The sequence below is a fragment of the Euryhalocaulis caribicus genome (assembly GCF_000412185.1).
GTDB lineage: Bacteria > Pseudomonadota > Alphaproteobacteria > Caulobacterales > Maricaulaceae > Euryhalocaulis > Euryhalocaulis caribicus.
The window spans coordinates 57867-77738 of record NZ_ASJA01000010.1; the positions used below are offsets into that span (position 1 = coordinate 57867).

A 19872-nucleotide genomic window follows, 5' to 3' on the forward strand; every position below is an offset into this window, starting at 1 on the left:
GCGCGGGTGGAGGATCGCGCGCGCCCGGTTCAACTCGCCCTAGTAAAGGGAGTACCGGAGACGAGCGTAGAATCGACGACCCAGAAGATCATAAGTCATCGTGTCGGTATTGGCGTCCGTCCAGCTCTGGATGTACGGCGGTTCCTCGTCGAAAAGGTTATCAACGCCGGCAGCCAGGGAAACTCGTTCCGAGACAGCATAGCTCAGCTGGGCGTTATGATAGAAAACGTCCGGTGTCTGGTAGCCGATATCTCCCTTCGCGGCGTTGAAGTCAGTCGCCTCGCCAATCCACTGGATCGAGTAGGCTCCGCTCCATTTCTCCCCAGCCAGGGCAAAGCTCGCATTACCGCGCCACTCCGGATATCCGCCATTACCACCGCCGATGAAGCCATCAAAAACGATTGGGTCAGCCCCCTCAAACGGCGTGACCTCGTATTTCTTGAGATAGGTCACGTTGAGGTCGATGCTGGCGTCCAGTCCACCAAGATCAAATCCGTAGATCGTCGCAAAATCGATGCCCTCGACCTCTTCACGACCCGTGTTCACCGGTTGGGCCGACAGGAAGTCGATTTCCCCGCTGATCGGATTCCGGGTGAAGCTTTCAGGGCTACAGAAGGGGTGACTCAGCCCCTGGGATTCGTAACAGGTCGCGAGCTTGGTCGATCCCGGGATAGCGCGAATAGCGTCCTGAATGTCGATATTGAAGTAATCGACTGTGAAGGTGAGACCTTCGGTGAAGACGGGCTGCCAGACAGCTCCGATCGTATAGGATTCTGCGCTTTCCGGTTTCAGGTCCTGGTTGCCGCCCACCGTTGTCAGGATGGTGTTGCTCAACTGGACAAAGTCTTCCGGCACGCCATCGGCGCGGCAATTTACCGCCACGGTGGAACTGGCGGGAAGAGTGCCATAACCGCTGCAAGGATCAGTTGTCGTGAGATTGCCTTCGGCTACGCCCCCGAACAGCTCCGGTACATTGGGAACCCGGAATGCCGTGCCGAGGGTAGCGCGCGCGCGGAACTGCGGAACGACCTGCCAGTCAACACCCAGCTTGTAGTTGGTATCGCCGCCGAAAAGGTCATAATCGGAATAACGTAGAGCCGTATCGATCGTCAGGCGATCAAAAAACGGCTTGTTTTCAAGCACTGGAATGGAAAGTTCGACGAAGCCTTCCGTTGCGGTGGTCTCGCCCGAGATCGGGTCCTGCTGATTGGTGTTGGCCACGCCAAGCACCGTCAACGGATCAGGATCACGCCAGCCCTTCTCTTTGCGGTAAACCGCCCCAAGCGCGAAGGCCAAGGGCCCCGCAGGCAACTCAAACAGCTCGCCGGTCAGATCCGCACTAAGGCTGAGCTGCTCGTTGCCGCCCGTATCCCGCATTGTGAACAGAGCGTAATCGAGCGCCTCGTCGCTGAGATCTCCGAATCCGAGATAATCGCCGCAAGGAATGCCATTGCTTCCACAGATCGACGTATCCAACGTGTCGGCGACGCGCTCGAGATTCGCAATATTGGTTGCGCCGTCCACAGCGGTGTTGCGGCCATAATTCGCCGCGGCCTCCCAACTCCACCCGTTTGGCAACTGACCATCAAAACCGCCTACGACCCGCCAGGTATCGACATCCTGAAAGAATTCCCGCGGACCGGCTTCAAGCAGACGGCGGCGTTGCAGCAGGATATCGTCACCCGTTGGATTGGTCGGATGACCCGCGCCGATGGGAATATCGATCAGGGTGCCGGGTGTGGCGATCTGGTCGGTTTCGCGGTGTGTGAAAAGGAACTCGGAGAAGAAATCGATGTCATCGGTGACATTCAGCCGACCGAACGAGGTCACCGAATATCGCTCGATCGGGCTGACCGCATTCAGGTAGGGGAAGTAAGCGAAATTATGCTTCGCAGGATCATAGGTCTCGTAGAAATCACCGTCGCCACCGGGATTCTGGTTGAAGTTGATGCGCGTACCATCGGGCAACAGGGCACGTCCGCCGATCGTGCTTGAGCTTCCGAAACATTCGAGCGCGCCATTGACCTCTCCCAAGGCGCAAGGCTCGCGATCCGCCATATTGACGGTTCCTGTTTTCTGATAGCTGAACGAGGCAGTAATGTTACCGCGGTCTCCACTCAGCCCCCACAGCAGATCGGCGTTATACTCCTTGCCATCTCCTTCGCCAGTGACGCCATAACGGCCACTCGCCTCAAGCCCCTCGAACTCCCGCGTAATGATGTTCACCACGCCGGCAACAGCATCCGCGCCATAAACCGCTGACGCGCCATCCTTCAGCACTTCGATCCGTTCAATGACAGACACCGGGATAACTGACAGGTCCACCGAGCTGTTTGCACCCGTGCCCCCGCTCACGACACGGCGGCCGTTTAACAACACCAGCGTCCGGTTCACGCCCAGACCGCGCAGGTTAACCTGCGTCGTGCCCCAGCCATTGGATGTCCAGTATGCGCTTGTCTGGCTTCCGGCAAAGCCCGCCGTCGACGGAAGCCGGTCAAGCAACTGATCGACGGCCATAACACCAGTATTGTCGATCTCCGGCTTGCTGACCACGTTTGCCGGTCCAAGTCCGGTAATATCCTGGCGTTTGATACGGCTGCCGGTGACAACGATCTGATCAGATTGCTGCGCCTCGGCGGATTGCCGGGCCTCCATAGCCTCCGATTGGCTCTCTTGCGCGAGGACCGCCGCCGGCCCCAGAAGCGCCCCCGTAAAGGCTGATGTCACCAGTAGCTGAGACAGGCGTTTGCGCGTGTTCATGATATCTCCCCGATCCATACGTTAACTGGAACGCGCAACCTGCTTGAACCTGTATATACATGTCAACAGGGGATGTTTGATTCCGCTATCTTTCTATCGAAAATGTGATGAGCGGACATGCCGAACAATCATGATTATCGAGGACATGACCCCGACGCGTGGTTTGCAGCTTCTATCCCACGCCAAGCAACCTCATCGCTTCCAACAACCGCTTCAGGCCTCGAGGCCACCTGCATAATGACGCGGCATCGGCAGGTAGAGAACGCCGCCGCCCCGGAAAAGCATGAATCCGAGCCGTCCGGTCTCTTCCGATGTCACATCAAGATCAACGAACCGGTACTCCGGCACGGTGATGCCGCGTTTCGCCAGCTCCGCCTCGAGAAAGGCGGCCATTGAGTCCGGCGCTGGCCGGGTTGTCATCTCTGCCAGCGGATAGTCCTCGTCCAGAAACAGGTAGCGACCGTCAGGAAGGTTCTGCATGCTGATATCAATGCCGCGCTGATGGAGCAAATCTTCCACGTTCCTCAGTGAAAGCGGAAACCGGACATACATCATCACCGCAAGGCGGATCACCTCGGGCGATGTCTTGAAGTAGCGGAAGGGATTGGCCATCCGGAAACGCTGGGGGCGTCAGGGCCGCGGCTCAAGCCGGTTTCCTCTGATAATGCCCCACTGACCTCCAGGAGAGCCCCGAAAAACAAGAAAAACTGCGCACCGATCATCGCGCATTTGACAGTTTGGATTATGGCTGGGACAGTGCTCTAAGGTGCTGCATTATGCAGTTTCTTGCACCGCTCTAGCTGGTCCAGCCAAGCCCTCAAAACATCGCGTCTCGGTCAATCTCTCATCGGAAGAATATCGCGAGCTGGAAGCTCTTGCGAAAAAGACGCGGATTTCCAAGGCGTGGCTTGGCCGTCAGCCAATCATTAAGTTCCTTGATCGCTACCGCGACCGGGATCTTCAGTTGCCGCTCGATCTTGCCACGCCACGACAAAGCGGGGACTAAAAACATGAACCGGCACACCCTCTCGGATACGCAGATCGTCCCCGGAATCGCTACCACCGGCGTCTTCAATTCCGCCAACCTTGAGACGGCGCAGGCCGGAGGGCTTACGCTGTTTTGGAGCCACCGGCTTCAGGACCTGGTCGAGTTTATCGGCGCGACGAAAGGACAAACCCCATGAACCAGGCACATGGCGGTCACGCCGGACACATGCCATCCAGCGGACGTGGAATGGCGATCTCGGCCTGGCTCACAGGCATCTATTTCATCATCGAGATGGGCATCGGCCTCTGGACGGGCTCGATTGCGGTCATCTCGGACGCTCTCCATACCTTTTCGGCGGTCGGCGGCGTGCTGGTCGCAATCGTCGCCGCCAAACTCGCCCATCGCCCGGCCGACGAGGATCGCAGCTTTGGCTGGTACCGCGCCGAAATCATCGGCGCGCTCGTCAATGGCGGCTTTCTGCTCGGCATGGCCCTTATCGTCATCGTCATGGGCGCGATGCGGCTCGCCGACCCGATTGAGCTGCCGACCACCCCGATGCTGCTCGCCGCAGCGGGCGGGCTGGTGACGGAATTCATCTCGCTCGGCCTGATCTGGAAACAAAGCAAGAGCGATCTCAACGTCAAGGGCGCGCTCTGGCACATCATCCAGACCTTCATCGGTAGCCTGATCATTATCGTCACCGCCCTGGTGATTTACTTCACCGGGTTCCTGCTGATCGACCCGATCCTCGGCATGGCCTTCGGCTTTGTCCTGCTCTGGGCAAGCTGGGGCATTCTGCGCGACTCCGCCCATCTGTTGATGGAAGGCACACCGTCCGACGTCAGCCTGTCCGATGTCACCGGCGCACTGGAGCAGGTTGAGGGCGTTGCGAACGCCCACCACATCCATGCTTGGGCTCTGACCAGTGGTCGTTACGTCTTCTCCGGTCATGTGCGCGTCGCCGACGGCACCGATCCGCAAGCCGTCCTGTCGGCAGCGCACGCCATGCTCAAGGAAAAATTCGAGTTCTTCTTCGTCACCTTGCAGGTCGAGGACACCTGCCTTGACGAATCCGGGGCCGAGGCCATCGACGTGACCCGTGCGGCCAGAGGCCGGAAATGAAGACCGTTCTCCTGCTTCTGCTGATCACGCTGTCGGAGGCCACCATCGGCGTCTTCGTGAAGCTCACCGACGGGCTGATCCCGATCCAGACGCTGAATTTCTACGCCCTGAGCTTCGCGGCCGCCTTTTTGATGGCGGTCATGCCGCTGGCCACCGGCCGACCCTTGCGCTTTCCGAAGGGCAACCTGAAAGACACCGCCATCATCGGCGTGCTGATCGCCACGCAGATCAGCGTCTTCAACTACGCCATGACGCTGGTGCCCATCGCCAATGCGGTGATCTTCTGGAGCGTCGCGCCGTTCTTCGTGTTCATCTTCTCGGCGCTGTTTCTCGGCGAAAAGGCGCGCAAGAGCTACATACTGATCTTCGCCATCGCGCTGACCGGTATCGTCCTTGCCAAGCCGCTTGAGGGCGGCCACATGATCGGCAACCTCATCGCGCTCGGCGACGGCGCGATCTACGCCGCCATGGTCACCTACATGCGTTACGAAGGAAAGACCGAGACCGGCAACGACATTGCCTGGTCGATGCTCACGGGGGCGCTGATCCTTTCCCCGGCATTCATTCTCGCCGGTCCCGGCGCGCCCGCCGCAACCATCTCCTATGACGCGCTCGGGATGGACCTGCCGGTGATGCTCTGGGCAGCGGGGCTGGGCATTGTCTCGACCGGCTTCGCCTATTTCGGTATCTCCATCGTTCTCAAGACGCTCGACGCCAATGTCTATGCGCTCGTCGATATCATCGTCTCGCCGGTCGTGGCGTCAACGCTGGGCTATCTGATCTTCGCCGAATTCCCGGCACAGGGCATGATCTATGGCGGCGCAATGCTACTCGGGGCCGGTTTCTGGCTGACCCGCGAGATGTCGCGCGGCGCGGAAAACCGGGCCGTGCATCCCTGCCAGTGTGCGTGAACCGAACAGATCAACTCGTGTGAATCCAGTCAGCAACGACACGAGACCAGGCAAAAAATACCAGTAGGTCGTGAAGTTTCTGTCGCGAGACGGATAGAGAATAGGGTGGAAGCCGAGTGACCGTTGGAACCATCGCGCAAATCATTCTGGTCATGTTGCTTTGGGCTGCCTGCTTCCCGCTGATAACCGTCGGCATTGAATTTGCCCCTCACCTGACATTCGCCACGCTGCGCGCGTTCCTGGCGGGCGCAGCGCTGATGATCGTCGCGCTTGCGCTGCGGAAGCCCCTGCCGAAAAGCCGTCGAGTCTGGGCGATGTTGGCCATCGTCGGCGCGGGCGCCACCAGTCTGGGCTTTTTGGGCATGTTCCATGCAGCGGAATTCGTTTCCCCCGGCATCGCCACGGTGATCGCCAACACCCAGCCGCTGCTGGCAGCAGGCCTGGCGGGTATCATCCTCAAAGAACAGTTGACCGCACTGGGCAAAACAGGCCTTGCCTTGGGCTTTCTGGGGATACTCGTCATCACTTCGCCCCAGATACTCACCGGCGGGCAAGAAAATTACATTCTGGGAGTAGTCTATATTGTCCTGGCCGCACTCGGCGTCACGGTCAGCAACGTTGTGATTAAACGAATTGCCGGAAAGGTGGACGCCCTTATGGCAATGGGCCTCCAGTTGCTCATCGGCAGTATCCCGCTCGCTGTTGTCGCCTGGGCTACGGAGGAGCCGACAACGATACGGTGGTCGTTGGAGTTCGTCAGCGCTCTCCTCGTTCTCAGTCTGTTCGGATCGGCGCTGGTGTACTGGCTGTGGTTTTCAGTGCTGGAGAGAATCCCGCTGAATCGCGCGAATGCATTCAGCTTCCTGATCCCGATTTTCGGCCTGACGATGGGTGCGCTGTTTTACGGCGAGACCCTTGGCTGGACGCAGATCGTCGGTATTGCCCTTGCGATACTCGGAGTCGCTTTGGTGACGCACCGAGGAACCAGGTCGGCCAAATTGGCCGGATAAGGACGACAACGATGATAGACAGGGTGCTGTCAGGCAAAAGCGAACCGGTCTCCGTAGAGCCGAGTTAAGCCGACCTCAGGCCGCGCCAAGCTGACGCCACTCGGCAAGAGCGGCGGCGCGATGATCCTTGAACGCTGAGCGGCGGTTGATATGGCGGTCGTGGTTGAAGTGGTTGAAGACGGAAGAATGGACGGCGGCGAATTTCTGCAGACTTCGCATCCGCCGGAATCGCTGCATCGCCCGCTCCCGTCTTCGCAATGGAAGGTGTGAGTTTTCCCCCCGATTATTGAGCCAGCGGCCCGCTTCCTGGCGCCCCTCCAGCCCCAGCTCCTTTAGCGCCGCGCCATAAGATCTGAGCTTGTCGGTCACGATGGATCTCGGTTCGCCGTAACGCTTCATCGCCTTGCGCAAGAACCGAAGCGCCGCCTGGCGATCCCGCGTCTTCGTGACATACGTCTCCAGCACCTCGCCCTCGTGATCAACGGCCCGCCAGAGATAGTGCGTTTCGCCGCGGATCTTCACGAACATCTCGTCCAGGTGCCAGCGCCACTGTGGGAACGACCGCATTTGCTGGGCTCGCTTCCGCCTGATCTCGCCGGCGAACATCGGGCCGAACCGGTTCCACCAGCACCGCACCGTCTCGTGGCTGACATCGATGCCACGCTCGTGGAGCAGATCCTCCACGTTCCTCAGTGAAAGCGGAAACCGGACATACATCATCACTGCAAGGCGGATCACCTCCGGCGATGTCTTGAAGTAGCGAAATGGATTGGCCATCCGGAAACGCTACTGCCGCGAGGTTGGCCGCTCAAGCCGGTTTCCTCTGACAGTGCCCTCGCCCTGGCTGGTCGGCGAAGGCACCGATGTCTGGAGGCTGCTGCGCGCCATCGCGGCGGGCTATGTGTTCTACGATCCCGCCGACACGATCTACGCCGACGGACGGGCCAAGGTGCGCTCCCAGTGGCGGGTCAACGCGAAGGACCTGAAAGGTCTGATGTCGCTGCTCTACGGCAAGGTCTCGGAAGTCGGCGTCTAGCCGCGGACCTCTCCCCGCGCCTCGCCGCTCTCCAGCCATCGCGCTGCCAGCTCGACCGGCTCGCCGGGCTCAAGACGCGTCTTTCCCTTCAGGGCGCACTCCCAGACATCCAGGACGCGCCATCCGCCCTCCAGAAGCGCCTGCCGCGCCTCGGCGTCGCGCGCCCGGTTGCGGCCGATCTTCTCTTCCCAGAACCCGGGACGCGTCGAGGGCATGCGGAAGAGATGGCAGTCATGTCCGTGCCAGAAGCATCCGTTGACGAAGACGGCGGCCGAGTATTTCGGGAAGACGAGATCCGGCCGGCCCGGGAGGGTCTTCTCGTGAAGCCGGAACCGGTATCCGAGCGCGTGGAGCCCCCGCCGCATGACCAGCTCGGGACGCGTGTCCTTGCCCCGGATGCGGCTCATCATCCGGCTCCGGGTCGCCGGATCGACAATGTCAGGCAATGAGCGGTTCCACCCGCTCGGGTCGGATCTCGTCGGCCCTGCCGGCGGCGTCGATGGCCAGCGCCTTTGTCAGCCAGGGCTGCATGTGCCGGGCGACCGCCTCGACGACCGGAACCACCACGGCGTTGCCGAACTGGCGGTAGGCCTGCGTGTCGGACACAGGGATCTTCCAGTCGCGGCCGCCATATTCGAAACCCATCAGGCGGCCGCACTCGACCGGCGTCAGGCGGCGCGGCCGGTCGGCGTGGCGCTGCCCGATCAGGATTTCCGAGCCGTCCTTGTGATAGCGGGCCGACAGCGTGCGCGCCACGTCCCCGGGACCGCACAGGCTGAAGCCGAAGCCGTTGCCGGCCTTCGTATGCTTCTCGCGATAGGCCTGGAGATAATCCCAGAGCCGCGGGGTCAGCGTGTATTTCGGGTCGATCTCGTTGTGCGACTGGAGAATGTCGCCGAGCACCGGCCACTCGCTCTCGGGCGGGATCTGGCTCCCGAAGCCGTCGAAGCTGAACTCCACATCCTCGCGGAAGCCCACGATGAAGATGCGCTCGCGCTTCTGGGGCACCCAGGGACGCGAGCTGATCACCCGGAAGTCGATATTGTATCCGAGCTCTCCCTCCAGCGCCTCGCGGATCACCGCGAAAGTCTTGCCGCGGTCATGACGCTCCAGATGCTTGACGTTCTCCAGCACGAACGCCGCGGGGCGATGGTGGCTGAGGATGCGGGCGATATCGAAGAAGAGATTGCCCTGCTGCTCGCACAGGAAGCCGTGCAGGCGGCCGAGCGAGTTCTTCTTGGAGACGCCGGCCAGCGAGAAGGGCTGGCACGGAAACCCGGCCAGCAAGACATCGTGCTCCGGGATTCTTTCCGGCTCGTCGCCGTAGGGGCGGATATCGCCGGCGAATATGTGCTCGGCGTCATCGTCGGGGAAATTGGCGCGATAGGTCTCCTGCGAGAACCTGTCCCATTCGCTCGTGAAGACGCACTTCCCGCCGATCGCCTCGAATCCCAGCCGGAGACCGCCGATGCCGGCAAAGAGGTCGATGAAGCGGAATGCAGGTTTGTCGACGCTCTTCGCCCTCCGGCGTTCGGACGCCAGACGCTGGAGCTCCTTCATGACCAGACCGGGCGGCGTGCACTCGTCCGCGTCATAGCGGCGGACCTGCCGCTCGGACAGTTCCAGCGCGCCGGCCGCTTCGGCCAGCGTCAATCCGGTCTGCTCCCTCAGCCGTGCGAACCGGTTGCCCGTAACCTGTGCCATCCTGTTCCCCTGATCCGTTGCTGCGCATTCTCTGGGATGATTCGTGACAGGATGGCATCCCGAGTCCCAGGGTCAAGTCGTTTGTTTCTCGTTTGTTCCACTCACCGTAACAATTTCGGACGAGATTCTCCTGATGATGGACAGAGCTCCGATTATTGTCGGCTCGGTCGGTTGTCCTTATACATCCCTGCCATGGAGCGCTTCCGGCCGAAAAGAGAAGTTACCCCTGCAGGTGTCGAGCAATCGAAGCCTACATTCAATTTATACCTCGCCACAGCCGTTTCCGGGCCCTTTCATGCCTGCCCGATTCGGTATTGAGACCCCGCAGAGCAGACGTTCGCTCCGCGGCAAGTCTGCCCCCCCTTGCGGAGGTTGGAACATTGATACCGTTCATGGCAGAGAGCGCTCGAACCAGCCGGAGGACATCTCTGTGAAAATATACTTCGACGAGAGCGGCCAGACTGGAACCCATTTGTTGGATTCCGAACAGCCCTACTTCACGCTGGGCAGCACGAATATCGAGGAGGAAGAGGCGGCTGAGATCTTGGGGCGATGCTTCCCTCACCGTCAAGGCAGGGAGCTCAAGTCCCAAAAACTGCTCCGCCGACCACAGGGTCAACGCGGATTTCTTGACTTTGCTCGGGAGGTTGGCAGAACTCCTGAACGCTTCTGCACAGTGAAAATCGACAAGCGCTTTGTCATTGTCTCTAAGATGGTCGACTTCCTTGTCGAGCCACTATTGCGTTCACAAGGCTACGATTTCTATGCGGGTGACTATGCGGTTCGCTTCGCGAACTCGGCCTGCTTTGTCTTTGAGCATCTACTAAAGAAATCGGAAGCCGAGAACCTAATGCGGTTGTACAACAAGTTCGCACGGGAACCGAGTATTGCCACGCTGCGCCCGTTCCAAGCCGCCCTAGAAGCCGCGGAACGCAGCGGGCCTCACGGCAGCGAAGTTACGCTCGGTTTAATGGCTGAGGGTGCACGACGATTCAATGCGTTGCAGGATTTAAACGCGTTCCAGGACAGCAACGATGTCCACGTCACGGCTGTCGTACGATGTATGGCGCACTGGCAGGCGCTGAGTCCGGGTCCGTTCGATGTCGTTCACGATGAAAGTATACATTTTTTCAACCGGTCAGAGCGTTGGAAACTTCTGATCAAACCAGATATCGAACCCCAAGCTCTCACACTGGGTGAGAAAACGCTTACTTTGCCCATCCCTGTCGCCTCTACCATGAGTGCCCGTAGTCACGAATGTCCTTCTCTTCAGCTCTGCGACCTGATCGCCGGGTTTGTAAGTCGGGCATCGGCTCCACGAAGCTTGGATGAAGAAAGAGCTTTCTTTCAGCAAGCGATTGAGGCGGGCATCGGCGAGCTAACGATCTTCCCTGTCGACGCCGGGACAGAATTCGCAAATGGCCCTCCCGAGCGTGCGTCCGGCCCGGACATTGTCGACAGGATCACGCGACTGGTTGCATCCCCTCCAGAACTTGAGGGCTGAACTGGCCTCCGACATCCGATTCGAAGAGACGGACCGTGCGACATGCAAGTCTCGGTCGGGCGCGGGCTCGCCCTACCGATCGGAACTCCTCAACTTCACATCGGGGAGTCGAGGAGTTCCGGATTTGGTCAAACGTCTGTCCGCTCTGAAAGGGTCAGGGCATCTTCTATGTCGACACCGAGATAACGAACCTTGCTTTCGATCTTGCTATGACCCAGCCAGTTCACGGCGTTCGCCTGGACCGACACCCTCAAGCGGGCCGGCGTGCGCGTCTCTATGGACGGCAAGGGACGTTGCATCGACAACATCTTCATCGAGCATCCGTGGCGGTCGCTTAAGTATGAATGCGTCTACCTGCATGCCAAGGAGACCGGTTCGCAGGGTGCTGTCAGGCTAATGCGAGCCGGTCTCCGTAGAGCCGAGTTACGCCGATCTCAGGCCACATCGAACTGACGCCACTCGGCAAGCGCGGCGGCGCGGTGTTCCTTGAAGACTGAGCGGCGGTTGATATGACGGTCGTGATTGAAGTGGTTGACAACGGAGGAATGGACGGCGTCGAACTTTTGCAGACTTCGCATCCGCCGGAATCTCTGCATCGCCCGCTCCCGTCTTCGTAATGGAAGGTGTGAATTCTCCGCTCGATTATTGAGCCAGCGGCTCGCCTCCTGGCGGCCGTCCAGGCCCAGCTCCCTCAGCGCCGCGCCATAGGATCTAAGCTTGTCCGTAACGATCAAATGGGGCTCGCCATATCGTTTCATCGTCTTGCGTAGAAAGCGAAGCGCTGCCTCACGATTGCGCTTTTTCGAGACATAGGCTTCCAGCACCTCGCCCTCGTGATCGACCGCACGCCAGAGATAGTGTGTCTCGCCGCGGATCTTCACGAACAACTCATCAAGGTGCCAGCGCCACTGCGGAACCGCCCGCATCTGCTGCGACCTTTTTCGCCTGATCTCGTCGGCGAACATCGGACCGAACCGGTTCCACCAGCAGCGCACCGTCTCATGGCTGATATCAAGGCCGCGCTCGTGGAGGAGATCCTCCACGTTCCGCAACGACAGCGGGAAGCGGACATACATCATCACCGCAAGGCGAATTACCTCCGGAGATGTCTTGAAATAGCGGAATGGGTTAGCCATCCGGAGAGGCTGCTCACGCTCGGCGGCGTGCTCAAGCCGGTTTCCCCTGACAATGCCATATCATAGACTTATCATCAGCATTGCAATAAATTTGAATAGGGAGGAGACGCCATTGATTTTAAGTTTATTCAGCGGTTGCGGCGGACTCGATCTCGGATTCGAGTCAGCAGGGTTTGAAACGGGGTTAGCATACGATCTTCGTCAGTCGGCCGTCGACTCCTGGAACGCTAACCGAATGGACAATCAATGCGCACATGTCGCCGATATCGCAGAAATCCGGCTGTCCCGCTTCGACAAAGATTTTGGATCGAAATTTGCCCCGTCGGCCGTTATCGGCGGCCCGCCCTGCCAGAGTTTCTCACGCGCCAACACTTGGAAAAGGGATGATGATCCGCGCGAGAAGCTGGTTAGCAAGTTTATCTCGATTGCACTTCGTTTGCACCGCCATCGGCGTTCCCTTGATTTCATAGTTATGGAGAATGTCCAGGAGCTTGCTGCCGGAAAGTACCAACACATACTTAACCGTCAGGTGGAGCGGCTTGAAGCTGCGGGCTTTAATGTTGCGACGCATGTCCTTGATGCACTCGATTATTCGGTGCCTCAACGAAGAAAGCGTCTGATTCTGGTCGCGTACAACCCTGACGCTTTCAGTGAGCGATATTGGAAGCCGCCGCCAAAGGCCGAGGATCAGCTCAATGTTGAAGACGCCATAGCCGGATTGGAGCAGCCGGCATTTTTTGCGGTTAATATTGAGCCCGACGATATTCCTCTGCACCGAAATCACTGGTGCATGGTGCCCAAGTCTAAGAAGTTTTTTGATGGCAGCCTGTGTCCGGGGACGAGCTATGGCCGCAGCTTCAAGACCCTGACGTGGGACAAGCCCAGCTACACCGTCTCGTACGGAAACCGCGAAGTGCATGTCCATCCCAGCGGAACGCGCCGTCTGAGTGTCTATGAAGCGCTGTTGCTTCAGGGATTCCCCAAGACCTTCCATTTGGAAGGCAATCTCTCCGACCAAATCACGCAAGTCAGCGAGGCAGTTCCGCCTCCTTTGGCAACGGCCATCGCGGAGCAGATTGAGAGCGACCTGAACTCCTCCGCAAAAGCAAAGGAGAGCGATCACTTTACCGCATTGATGACTGACGCCGGATAACCAGCATCTTCAAGCAAAGCCTTCATCCCTGCCACCACCGCGGCGTTCAGATCTGGATCGTTGCTTAAGCGACGATCGAGGTCCTCCATCTCCGCCACCTTCTTTACGGCACGCATCGATAAACTGACCGGAGCGTCGTTGTGTGCGGGAGTCGCAGGCGCTACGGCGATCCCATACCGGTCCTCTAGATGGTCATCGGGCGGAATGAACTCGTACGCAAGGCAGGGCATTGATGGCTGGCGTGTGGGTTTAGGCGTGGTCGCGTAGTAAAACGAGCTGTGGACTTTCATCTGCCAACCCTTGCTCTCCGCAAGATGCAAAAGCCATTTAGATAGGCCCAGCGAAACTAGCTGCACGAAACGTTTTCCTGTTGCTGCCGAGGCGGCAGCAACAGCCTCGGGCGCATTGCTCGCGGACTTCTTGAAAAGCTCGATGGTTTCGGCTCTGAAATCCGATTCTGCCTTTGCATTGGCAATAATGGCCTTGTTCAGCTTATCCAGCGTGTCCTCGGCGATGTTGCCCTTTCGGGCATCGGTCGTCACAAACAGCAACCAGGGTCCGCGTGAAGCGGCGAGCTGATAAGCAACAATGCGATAAACAGCATCGATCAATCGTGGCGGCTTCTCCGTCCGGGATAGCGATCCACATGCATCGATATTGACGATGTGGAATGGACCCTTGTTCCGCAAATCTTTGTACGTCGTGCTCGTCTTGGCCCAGACCTCTTCAATACGCTTACCGTATGTATGGGAGTTGATCGTTATCAGTTTTCTGTCGATCAACTCTTGCTGGCGCATCTCGGCGCGCGCGCGATAAGGATTATCCTCACCGCCGGCCAAAAAGCCTATCGATGTAAGTTTGAAACCCTTGTCTACGCAGTGTCGGGCGAGCACCTCCACATCGAAATAATCAGCTCCTGGCAAGGTCAGGTATTTGACCTCCTTTGCGCCATCGGCTTGAGCGCTAAGCGCGTGCGTACCATCGACTTTTTCCAGGAGTCGCGCGGCGTGATAAAGCCATTGCTTCTCGCGAATGAACTGCTTTCGCGGACTGTGCCATGGCTGCGTCGCGTTCAGCTCTACCGGCACCGCAGGAACGACAACCTGAACTGGCAGGACGTCCTTGGCGATTTGCCTGTCTGATTTTGAATCTCCCCCCGCCATAATCTCACTCGAAAATCTTAAGCAGGTCGGAGATAAGGCGGGCTCGATCCTTTGCGTTGAGCGAGGAAAGCAAGCCGTAAGCTTCCAGGACGATTGCCACTGCAGTTGCTACATCGCGATCATACGAATCTTGGGCGGCGGACCAGTCTATCGCTAAGCCCGCGATTTCCCCCGATGACCCATCTGGTGCCCCGCCAGACGGGATAGGCGGGTCGGCTTCGACTCCATACCGTCGTCCCCAAATTGCTATCGCCTTAGATTCGCGAGCAGCGCGGTTCTCCTGCTGCCTCGTCTCTTTTTCCCGTTCCAGGTCTTCCTTTGCGATCGCCTTGAGGCGATTGACTAAGAGTCGCAGTGCTTTGTGAAGCCACTGCTGAATATAGAGATAGTGAGGATGGCTATAATTGAATGACTCCCTGTCAATATTTATAGCACTATCAAGGCCCTTTTTTACAAAAATCTCGGCCGTGATCTGGCGAAGCCGGGTTTGCTCTGAAACCTGATAATTCATAAAGCTCGCATCAAAGAGAGTGCCACTAGCCTCACGGATGCGCACCAAAGCCCCTACGGTGTCTTTCGGAACAATCTGACTGTTCCAGTAAAGATACGCTTCGAATTCCAGCTCGCCCCCAGCCAGCTTCAGGTTGTTTTTTCCAAAGGGGGCTTTCTCGGAAGTCACCATCATCACGGGTGCTCCGACGCGAGATTTTTTTCGCAGATGAGTTTGCAGATGAATCGGTCTGCGTAACTGTACCCCATCGACAATTACGTCGAAAACTCCAACTGTCGATTTCTTTCCGGCGCTGAGCCTTAACCGATGCCGCAAAGTTTCATCGTAGCCGATCTTCAGCTGCTCGGCCTGCCCCTTATTCTTCGGTATATTGAGAAAAATTAGGCCGCTGGACCCTGTCAAATCAAATGGATGTCCGTCCACGTAGTCCAACGGGAGGGACAAACTCAGTTTCCAAAGCATCCGCAGATACTCGTCAAAGTGCTCCAGCGTGGCGGCTTTCCGAGCGTGCGCGGCAGTATCACCCGCAGCCTCGACGAATTTTTCGAACTTGCAAGTGGGACTTTCGCTATCATCCCAAGGAAGATGCTCCTTCAACGCACGGCTGCCATCATCCAGCACACCCGGCAACAGACCGATGTGATAGGTGGGGGCTTCAGCAACGGTATCTCCATCGACACCAGCCGCCTGAGATGCATCCCAGAGACGGACACTTTGCATTACCCGCCGGACTTCCGGCCGCAGATGATACAATGTTACCGAGGTGCCGTGTGTATCGATCTCGTCCTCAGGCACCTCCTCCGATATGATTTTCACAATACCGGCGACAAATTCCTCGTCCGGGTCTTTGTTTGCTAGTACATCCTCATTGTGCGTTTCGAGGAGAACCGTGGCGGAGGAACGGAAGCGATCTCCTTTGGCCTTAGTGATGATCTGGAAATGCTGGGTTAGCTGGGCGACGGCGAACAAACCGATACCGATTTTGCCGATGAGCTGTCGTCCACCCGGGCTCTGATCAGGGTTGCCGCTTTTTGCTGTGTGAAGATCGACTCCCTCAACTGTTCGCTTGGAGCTGCCACCGATGTTCTTGATGACATACGCCAAGGTTTCCGGCGTCATTCCGTTGCCGTCGTCGCGGACGACTACTTTCTCAAACTGAGGCGCGCCCGTTTCCACGACGACATTCTTGGCGTCCGCATCATAGGCGTTAGCGATGAGCTCTCGAAAAGCAGCCCAAGGCTCCCGATAAATCCCATCCGTAACCCGCGCGATTATGCGCTGACTCGTCGCTAGCTGAGTTTGTATCGGAGTACCGCTTTTCGCGCTTGTCCGGATTCCCCGCGCCAGCTCCTCAGCTTCTATTTGCTTGCTAGCCATAAGCCCATATAAACAAAGTACTGTCTTCCCCAACTTGGCATAACGCGAAATCAGTGCAACGTGTCAGATAAGTATGATCGAAACTCCCGCAAATAGATATTCTTAGTTTTGCCCCAACAAGCGCTCCGATAACCCCACTCTCCGCCCATGCAGTCGTCAACGTTAGAGAGTTACGTTTCGAAACGGGTGGGGCCAAGAAAGCGAACCAGCCGGTCCGTCAGCCGCCCTGTAGATTCGAGTTCGCATTCCCATATCGTCATTACCTCCCAACCCGCTCGACGTAGCCAATTCACATATTTCCGATCACGCTCGACATTACGCGTTAACTTCGCATCCCAATCGTCGGTGTTCGATTTTGGGCTTCGTCCATCCAAGCATCCCTCGGCCTAGTGTTGATGCCAAAAGCATCCATGGACAAAGATGACCGTACGGCGCGCTTTGAAGACAATTTCAGACTTACCTAGCAAGTTGGCAGCATGAAGTCGGTAGCGATATCCTGATCCATGGAGAAGCCGAACAGCCCATTCGGGGCGACTGTTGCGAGAGCGAATTTTACGCATGTTTTCGCTACGCCTGAAGGGCGAGAGCTTATCGGCCATTTAGGACGGTTCCTCGATTCTCTCCCGCCGTATGTGTCTCGTCAGAAAGATAGCGTAGGAGACGAGGATGTAAGATAGCTGCAAGAACGATCACCACTGCCTCTCAATGAGGGTTAGAGGTTGAGCTTTCGGCTATGAGGCCGACGAAGGCACCATTCGTTATCCTCCTTGCAAGTTTGAATCATGCGACGGCGACCGCTGCAGGAACGGATTTTCAAGGCGCTAAAGCGACCAGTCACATGTCCTCTGGCGGTCTTATGGACTTCGATACGGGGAGACGTCCGCTATTGAGCGCGACAAGCGACAGCCCCAAAGACCGCAATGGGCACAGAGCGGACAATACGGGTTCAAAAGCAATCTTCACGATTCCAGCTTGGAATGGCTTCAATTCGCGTCGAGCCCAAGTGGAAATGGTCTTCAGATCCGTCTGAACAGGTCCGCCTCATCGACCTCCAGCGCCTTTGCGATCCGCTCGACAATATCGATCGTCGGATTCCGGACGCATCGTTCGATGCCCGAGACGTAGGTCCGGTCAACGTCCGCCTCATGACCAAGCGCCTCCTGAGACAGGCCCCTTTCCTTGCGGAGCCGGCGCACATTCATTGCGAGTCGCTTGCGGATTCCCATGCCCCAAGCGCACGCTGGTGTAGACAATCAATCCACGGACTATGAGTCTCATTTTCCTTGACTTCCCCTGCGCCGCAAGCGTGTCTGGAAGCATGGGAACTGCAGCCGGATATTCACCCAGCCCTTCATCCGCCCAACTCGGGGCGGCGGCAGAGATTCTCGTTGCCGGCCGTCTTATGATGGTCTCGGGCGGACGGCTCTCCTGTTACGCGCCTCTGGTGGACGATGACGCGGTCGACCTGCTGATCCTGGACAAGGTGACAGGAGAGACAGTCGGACTGCAGATCAAGAGCCGAACCTACAAAAAGGGGGAAGCGCGGCCGCGCACTGTCCAGTTCGATGTCCAGAAGCCCAGCTGGAGGGAACACAGCCGCCTCTTCCTCATGGCGGTTACTGTCGACGGCGTTTCAGGCCAGACCGAGACGATCTGGCTTGTTCCCTCTAACAAGGTTGCGGAAGTCGGAGGCGACAAAGAGCGAAAATGGGCGCTGACTCCCAATCCGCGCCCCCAGAGCAGCGACCGCTATTCCCCCTACCGGTTCGACGACATGAACGCGGTCGTCGACCGCCTCATCACTCATCTGGAGCGTGTTGCCTCGGCGACCGACTGACCTGCCGCACGTGCCGGGTTTCGGGCGATTCAATCCTGAAGCACACCCTCCTCGCGGCCATGTGCATATACCAGGCTACGCGCGCTTGACAGTCCTATAAATGGATAGCCTCCGAAAACTATCTGGAGGCTGACATGCCTTTCGAAAACACAGAAATCCCGCAGTATGCGGGTCTCACCTTCTTCGGCGTCATGCCGGTATTCTTCAGCGATGACCGCACGGGCGAGCGCATCTCGTTTCCGGTCTTCCTGTACGTGGACGACGCGTCCGGCGAGCTGGTGACGGTTGCCGAGGACCGGTACGAACCGCTCCTCGACCGGCTGATCGCGTCGGGCGCGTTCGCCGGGGAGCCGCTCCTGTGAGCGCCCGGATCCGCGACCTGGGCGTCGAGACGGTTTCCGTCTCGACGCTCTCGCCCCGCGCCTCGAACCCGCGGACGCACTCGAAAAAGCAGCTGCGCCAGATCGCGGGGTCGATCGAGACGTTCGGCTGGACCAACCCCATCCTGGTCGACGCCGGTGGCGGCATCATCGCCGGCCACGGTCGACTGGAGGCCGCGCGCATGCTGGGGCTGGAGACCGTGCCGGTGATCCGCATCGAGGACATGAGCGAGGCGCAGAAGCGCGCCTATGTCATCGCTGACAACCGGCTCGCCGAGACCGCCGGCTGGGACGAGGAGATGCTGGCGATCGAGCTGCAGGGCCTCCTCGAGATGGACCTGGACTTCGACATCCAGGTCATCGGCTTCGACGCCCCGGAGATCGACGGCCTGATCACCGGGCTGGACGAGGGTGAAGCCGACGACGAGGCCGACGCGGCGCCCGAGCCCGACCCCGGACCGCCTGTCACGGATCCGGGCGACCTCTGGCTCGCCGGCCGTCACCGCCTCCTCTGCGCCGATGCGACGCTCGGGGACTCCTATGCGCGCCTGATGGATGGCGCGAAGGCGCAGATGGTCTTCACCGACCCGCCCTACAACGTGCCGATCGCCGGCCATGTCTCGGGCCTCGGCAAGCGGACCCACGCCGAATTCGCGATGGCGTCAGGCGAGATGACCGCGAATGAATTCTCGGCCTTCCTGAAGACGGTGCTGGCGCATCTGGCGGCGCAGAGCGCGGACGGCGCGATCCACTTCGTGTGCATGGACTGGCGACACATCCGGGAGCTGCTGAACGCCGGCCGCGAGGTCTACAGCGGGCTGAAGAATATCTGCGTGTGGAACAAGACCAATGGCGGGATGGGCTCGCTCTACCGCTCCAAGCACGAGCTGGTGGCCGTCTTCAAGGCGGGCGACGCGCCGCACGTCAACAACGTGGCGCTCGGCGCGCACGGCCGCAACCGCACCAATGTCTGGGACTATGCCGGGGTGAACAGCTTCGGCTCCGGGCGGGACGACGCGCTCGCCATGCACCCGACAGTCAAGCCGGTGGCGCTGGTCGAGGACGCCATCCTGGACTGCTCGGACCGCGGCGGAATCGTCCTCGATCCCTTCATGGGGTCGGGCTCGACGCTGATCGCGGCCGAGCGCGCCGGGCGGACCGCCTGCGGGCTGGAGCTCGACCCCCGCTATGTCGACGTGACCCTCCGGCGCTTCCGCCAGCAGACCGGCGTGGAGCCCGTGCACGCGGCCAGCGGACTCACATTCGGCGAACTGGAATAG

General features: G+C 58.9%; 20 protein-coding genes and 2 pseudogenes. 12 read left to right on the forward strand and 10 right to left on the reverse strand.

Annotated elements, in window-relative coordinates:
• Window positions 1-39: 39 nt before the first annotated feature.
• Both L338_RS09580 and L338_RS18220 read right to left on the reverse strand, forming a co-directional pair.
• Window positions 40-2760 (reverse strand): TonB-dependent receptor, encoded by a 2721-nt coding sequence (locus tag L338_RS09580; RefSeq protein ID WP_022698156.1) that lies wholly within the window; start codon window positions 2758-2760, stop codon window positions 40-42.
• Window positions 2761-3228: 468 nt separating this feature from the next.
• Window positions 3229-3372, reverse strand: a pseudogene (locus L338_RS18220) (IS6 family transposase); the annotation flags it as partial.
• Between the two features lie 154 nt (window positions 3373-3526).
• Between L338_RS18220 and L338_RS18225 the strand changes: the two are divergent.
• The 5 genes from L338_RS18225 to L338_RS09600 all read left to right on the forward strand — a co-directional run bounded on the left by L338_RS18225 (window position 3527) and on the right by L338_RS09600 (window position 6791).
• Window positions 3527-3766 carry a ribbon-helix-helix protein, CopG family gene (locus tag L338_RS18225; RefSeq protein ID WP_161624619.1) on the forward strand — a complete coding sequence of 80 codons (240 nt, stop codon included), beginning with the start codon at window positions 3527-3529 and terminating at the stop codon, window positions 3764-3766.
• Window positions 3767-3770: 4 nt separating this feature from the next.
• Window positions 3771-3944, forward strand: a complete 174-nt coding sequence (locus L338_RS17595; RefSeq protein ID WP_022698159.1) for a hypothetical protein — start codon at window positions 3771-3773, stop codon at window positions 3942-3944.
• Complete coding sequence (locus L338_RS09590; protein WP_027068428.1) at window positions 3941-4870, forward strand: cation diffusion facilitator family transporter; 930 nt, start codon at window positions 3941-3943, stop codon at window positions 4868-4870. The genes L338_RS17595 and L338_RS09590 overlap by 4 nt, the downstream gene beginning before the upstream one ends.
• Entirely contained in the window at window positions 4867-5781 is a 915-nt protein-coding gene (locus L338_RS09595; RefSeq protein ID WP_022698161.1) for a DMT family transporter, read from the forward strand. Before L338_RS09590 ends, L338_RS09595 begins: the two co-directional genes overlap by 4 nt.
• Before the next feature lie 116 nt (window positions 5782-5897).
• On the forward strand, window positions 5898-6791 hold the full coding sequence (locus L338_RS09600; protein WP_022698162.1) for a DMT family transporter: 894 nt from the start codon (window positions 5898-5900) through the stop codon (window positions 6789-6791).
• A 75-nt stretch (window positions 6792-6866) separates the two neighbouring features.
• On the opposite strand, the gene L338_RS09605 is transcribed toward L338_RS09600, so the two are convergent.
• Window positions 6867-7568, reverse strand: coding sequence for an IS6 family transposase (locus tag L338_RS09605; RefSeq protein ID WP_022698163.1), 702 nt, complete (start codon window positions 7566-7568; stop codon window positions 6867-6869).
• On the opposite strand from L338_RS09605, the gene L338_RS09610 reads away from it, so the two are divergent.
• Window positions 7561-7827, forward strand: a complete 267-nt coding sequence (locus L338_RS09610; protein WP_022698164.1) for a hypothetical protein — start codon at window positions 7561-7563, stop codon at window positions 7825-7827. The genes L338_RS09605 and L338_RS09610 overlap by 8 nt on opposite strands.
• Here L338_RS09610 and L338_RS09615 read toward each other — a convergent pair.
• Window positions 7824-8273 (reverse strand): very short patch repair endonuclease, encoded by a 450-nt coding sequence (locus L338_RS09615; RefSeq protein WP_022698165.1) that lies wholly within the window; start codon window positions 8271-8273, stop codon window positions 7824-7826. The genes L338_RS09610 and L338_RS09615 overlap by 4 nt on opposite strands.
• Complete coding sequence (dcm, locus tag L338_RS09620; protein WP_022698166.1) at window positions 8266-9531, reverse strand: DNA (cytosine-5-)-methyltransferase; 1266 nt, start codon at window positions 9529-9531, stop codon at window positions 8266-8268. The genes L338_RS09615 and dcm overlap by 8 nt, the downstream gene beginning before the upstream one ends.
• A 133-nt stretch (window positions 9532-9664) precedes the next feature.
• On the opposite strand from dcm, the gene L338_RS09625 reads away from it, so the two are divergent.
• On the forward strand, window positions 9665-11035 hold the full coding sequence (locus L338_RS09625; protein WP_081639563.1) for a DUF3800 domain-containing protein: 1371 nt from the start codon (window positions 9665-9667) through the stop codon (window positions 11033-11035).
• A 216-nt stretch (window positions 11036-11251) separates the two neighbouring features.
• A pseudogene (locus L338_RS17955) lies at window positions 11252-11446 on the forward strand (IS3 family transposase); the annotation flags it as partial.
• Between the two features lie 23 nt (window positions 11447-11469).
• On the opposite strand, the gene L338_RS09635 reads toward L338_RS17955, so the two are convergent.
• The gene (locus L338_RS09635) at window positions 11470-12171 is read right to left on the reverse strand and encodes an IS6 family transposase (protein ID WP_022698169.1); all 702 of its coding nucleotides are present in this window, start codon (window positions 12169-12171) and stop codon (window positions 11470-11472) included.
• A gap of 112 nt (window positions 12172-12283) precedes the next feature.
• Here L338_RS09635 and L338_RS17065 point away from each other — a divergent pair, with 112 nt between their 5' ends.
• Window positions 12284-13324, forward strand: a complete 1041-nt coding sequence (locus L338_RS17065; protein WP_206740817.1) for a DNA cytosine methyltransferase — start codon at window positions 12284-12286, stop codon at window positions 13322-13324.
• Here the strand turns inward: L338_RS17065 and L338_RS09645 are convergent.
• The 4 genes from L338_RS09645 to L338_RS09655 form a co-directional block, all read right to left on the reverse strand.
• Entirely contained in the window at window positions 13291-14487 is a 1197-nt protein-coding gene (locus L338_RS09645) for a PP_RS20740 family protein (protein WP_022698171.1), read from the reverse strand. The genes L338_RS17065 and L338_RS09645 overlap by 34 nt on opposite strands.
• Window positions 14488-14491: 4 nt before the next feature.
• A complete protein-coding gene (locus L338_RS09650) occupies window positions 14492-16375 on the reverse strand; it encodes an ATP-binding protein (RefSeq protein WP_022698172.1) in 1884 nt (627 codons plus the stop codon).
• A gap of 386 nt (window positions 16376-16761) precedes the next feature.
• Window positions 16762-16974: a hypothetical protein gene (locus tag L338_RS18230; protein ID WP_206740818.1), complete on the reverse strand. Its 213-nt coding sequence runs from the start codon at window positions 16972-16974 to the stop codon at window positions 16762-16764.
• 417 nt (window positions 16975-17391) lie between these two features.
• Entirely contained in the window at window positions 17392-17577 is a 186-nt protein-coding gene (locus tag L338_RS09655; RefSeq protein WP_241762254.1) for a helix-turn-helix domain-containing protein, read from the reverse strand.
• A 242-nt stretch (window positions 17578-17819) separates the two neighbouring features.
• Here L338_RS09655 and L338_RS09660 point away from each other — a divergent pair, with 242 nt between their 5' ends.
• The 3 genes from L338_RS09660 to L338_RS09670 all read left to right on the forward strand — a co-directional run bounded on the left by L338_RS09660 (window position 17820) and on the right by L338_RS09670 (window position 19872).
• Window positions 17820-18212: a hypothetical protein gene (locus tag L338_RS09660; protein WP_206740819.1), complete on the forward strand. Its 393-nt coding sequence runs from the start codon at window positions 17820-17822 to the stop codon at window positions 18210-18212.
• A 134-nt stretch (window positions 18213-18346) separates the two neighbouring features.
• Complete coding sequence (locus L338_RS09665; protein WP_022698175.1) at window positions 18347-18574, forward strand: hypothetical protein; 228 nt, start codon at window positions 18347-18349, stop codon at window positions 18572-18574.
• Window positions 18571-19872 carry a site-specific DNA-methyltransferase gene (locus L338_RS09670; protein WP_022698176.1) on the forward strand — a complete coding sequence of 434 codons (1302 nt, stop codon included), beginning with the start codon at window positions 18571-18573 and terminating at the stop codon, window positions 19870-19872. Before L338_RS09665 ends, L338_RS09670 begins: the two co-directional genes overlap by 4 nt.

Excerpts from the sequence above, each read along its gene's own strand:
- L338_RS17595 (WP_022698159.1), top strand. The coding sequence starts at position 3,771 with ATGAACCGGCACACCCTCTCGGATACGCAGATCGTCCCCGGAATCGCT.
- L338_RS09635 (WP_022698169.1), bottom strand. The coding sequence starts at position 12,171 with ATGGCTAACCCATTCCGCTATTTCAAGACATCTCCGGAGGTAATTCGC.
- L338_RS09580 (WP_022698156.1), bottom strand. The coding sequence starts at position 2,760 with ATGAACACGCGCAAACGCCTGTCTCAGCTACTGGTGACATCAGCCTTT.
- dcm (WP_022698166.1), bottom strand. The coding sequence starts at position 9,531 with ATGGCACAGGTTACGGGCAACCGGTTCGCACGGCTGAGGGAGCAGACC.
- L338_RS09625 (WP_081639563.1), top strand. The coding sequence starts at position 9,665 with ATGATGGACAGAGCTCCGATTATTGTCGGCTCGGTCGGTTGTCCTTAT.
- L338_RS09595 (WP_022698161.1), top strand. The coding sequence starts at position 4,867 with ATGAAGACCGTTCTCCTGCTTCTGCTGATCACGCTGTCGGAGGCCACC.
- L338_RS09645 (WP_022698171.1), bottom strand. The coding sequence starts at position 14,487 with ATGGCGGGGGGAGATTCAAAATCAGACAGGCAAATCGCCAAGGACGTC.
- L338_RS09655 (WP_241762254.1), bottom strand. The coding sequence starts at position 17,577 with ATGAATGTGCGCCGGCTCCGCAAGGAAAGGGGCCTGTCTCAGGAGGCG.
- L338_RS18230 (WP_206740818.1), bottom strand. The coding sequence starts at position 16,974 with ATGGCCGATAAGCTCTCGCCCTTCAGGCGTAGCGAAAACATGCGTAAA.
- L338_RS09650 (WP_022698172.1), bottom strand. The coding sequence starts at position 16,375 with ATGGCTAGCAAGCAAATAGAAGCTGAGGAGCTGGCGCGGGGAATCCGG.
- L338_RS09605 (WP_022698163.1), bottom strand. The coding sequence starts at position 7,568 with ATGGCCAATCCATTTCGCTACTTCAAGACATCGCCGGAGGTGATCCGC.
- L338_RS09590 (WP_027068428.1), top strand. The coding sequence starts at position 3,941 with ATGAACCAGGCACATGGCGGTCACGCCGGACACATGCCATCCAGCGGA.
- L338_RS09665 (WP_022698175.1), top strand. The coding sequence starts at position 18,347 with ATGCCTTTCGAAAACACAGAAATCCCGCAGTATGCGGGTCTCACCTTC.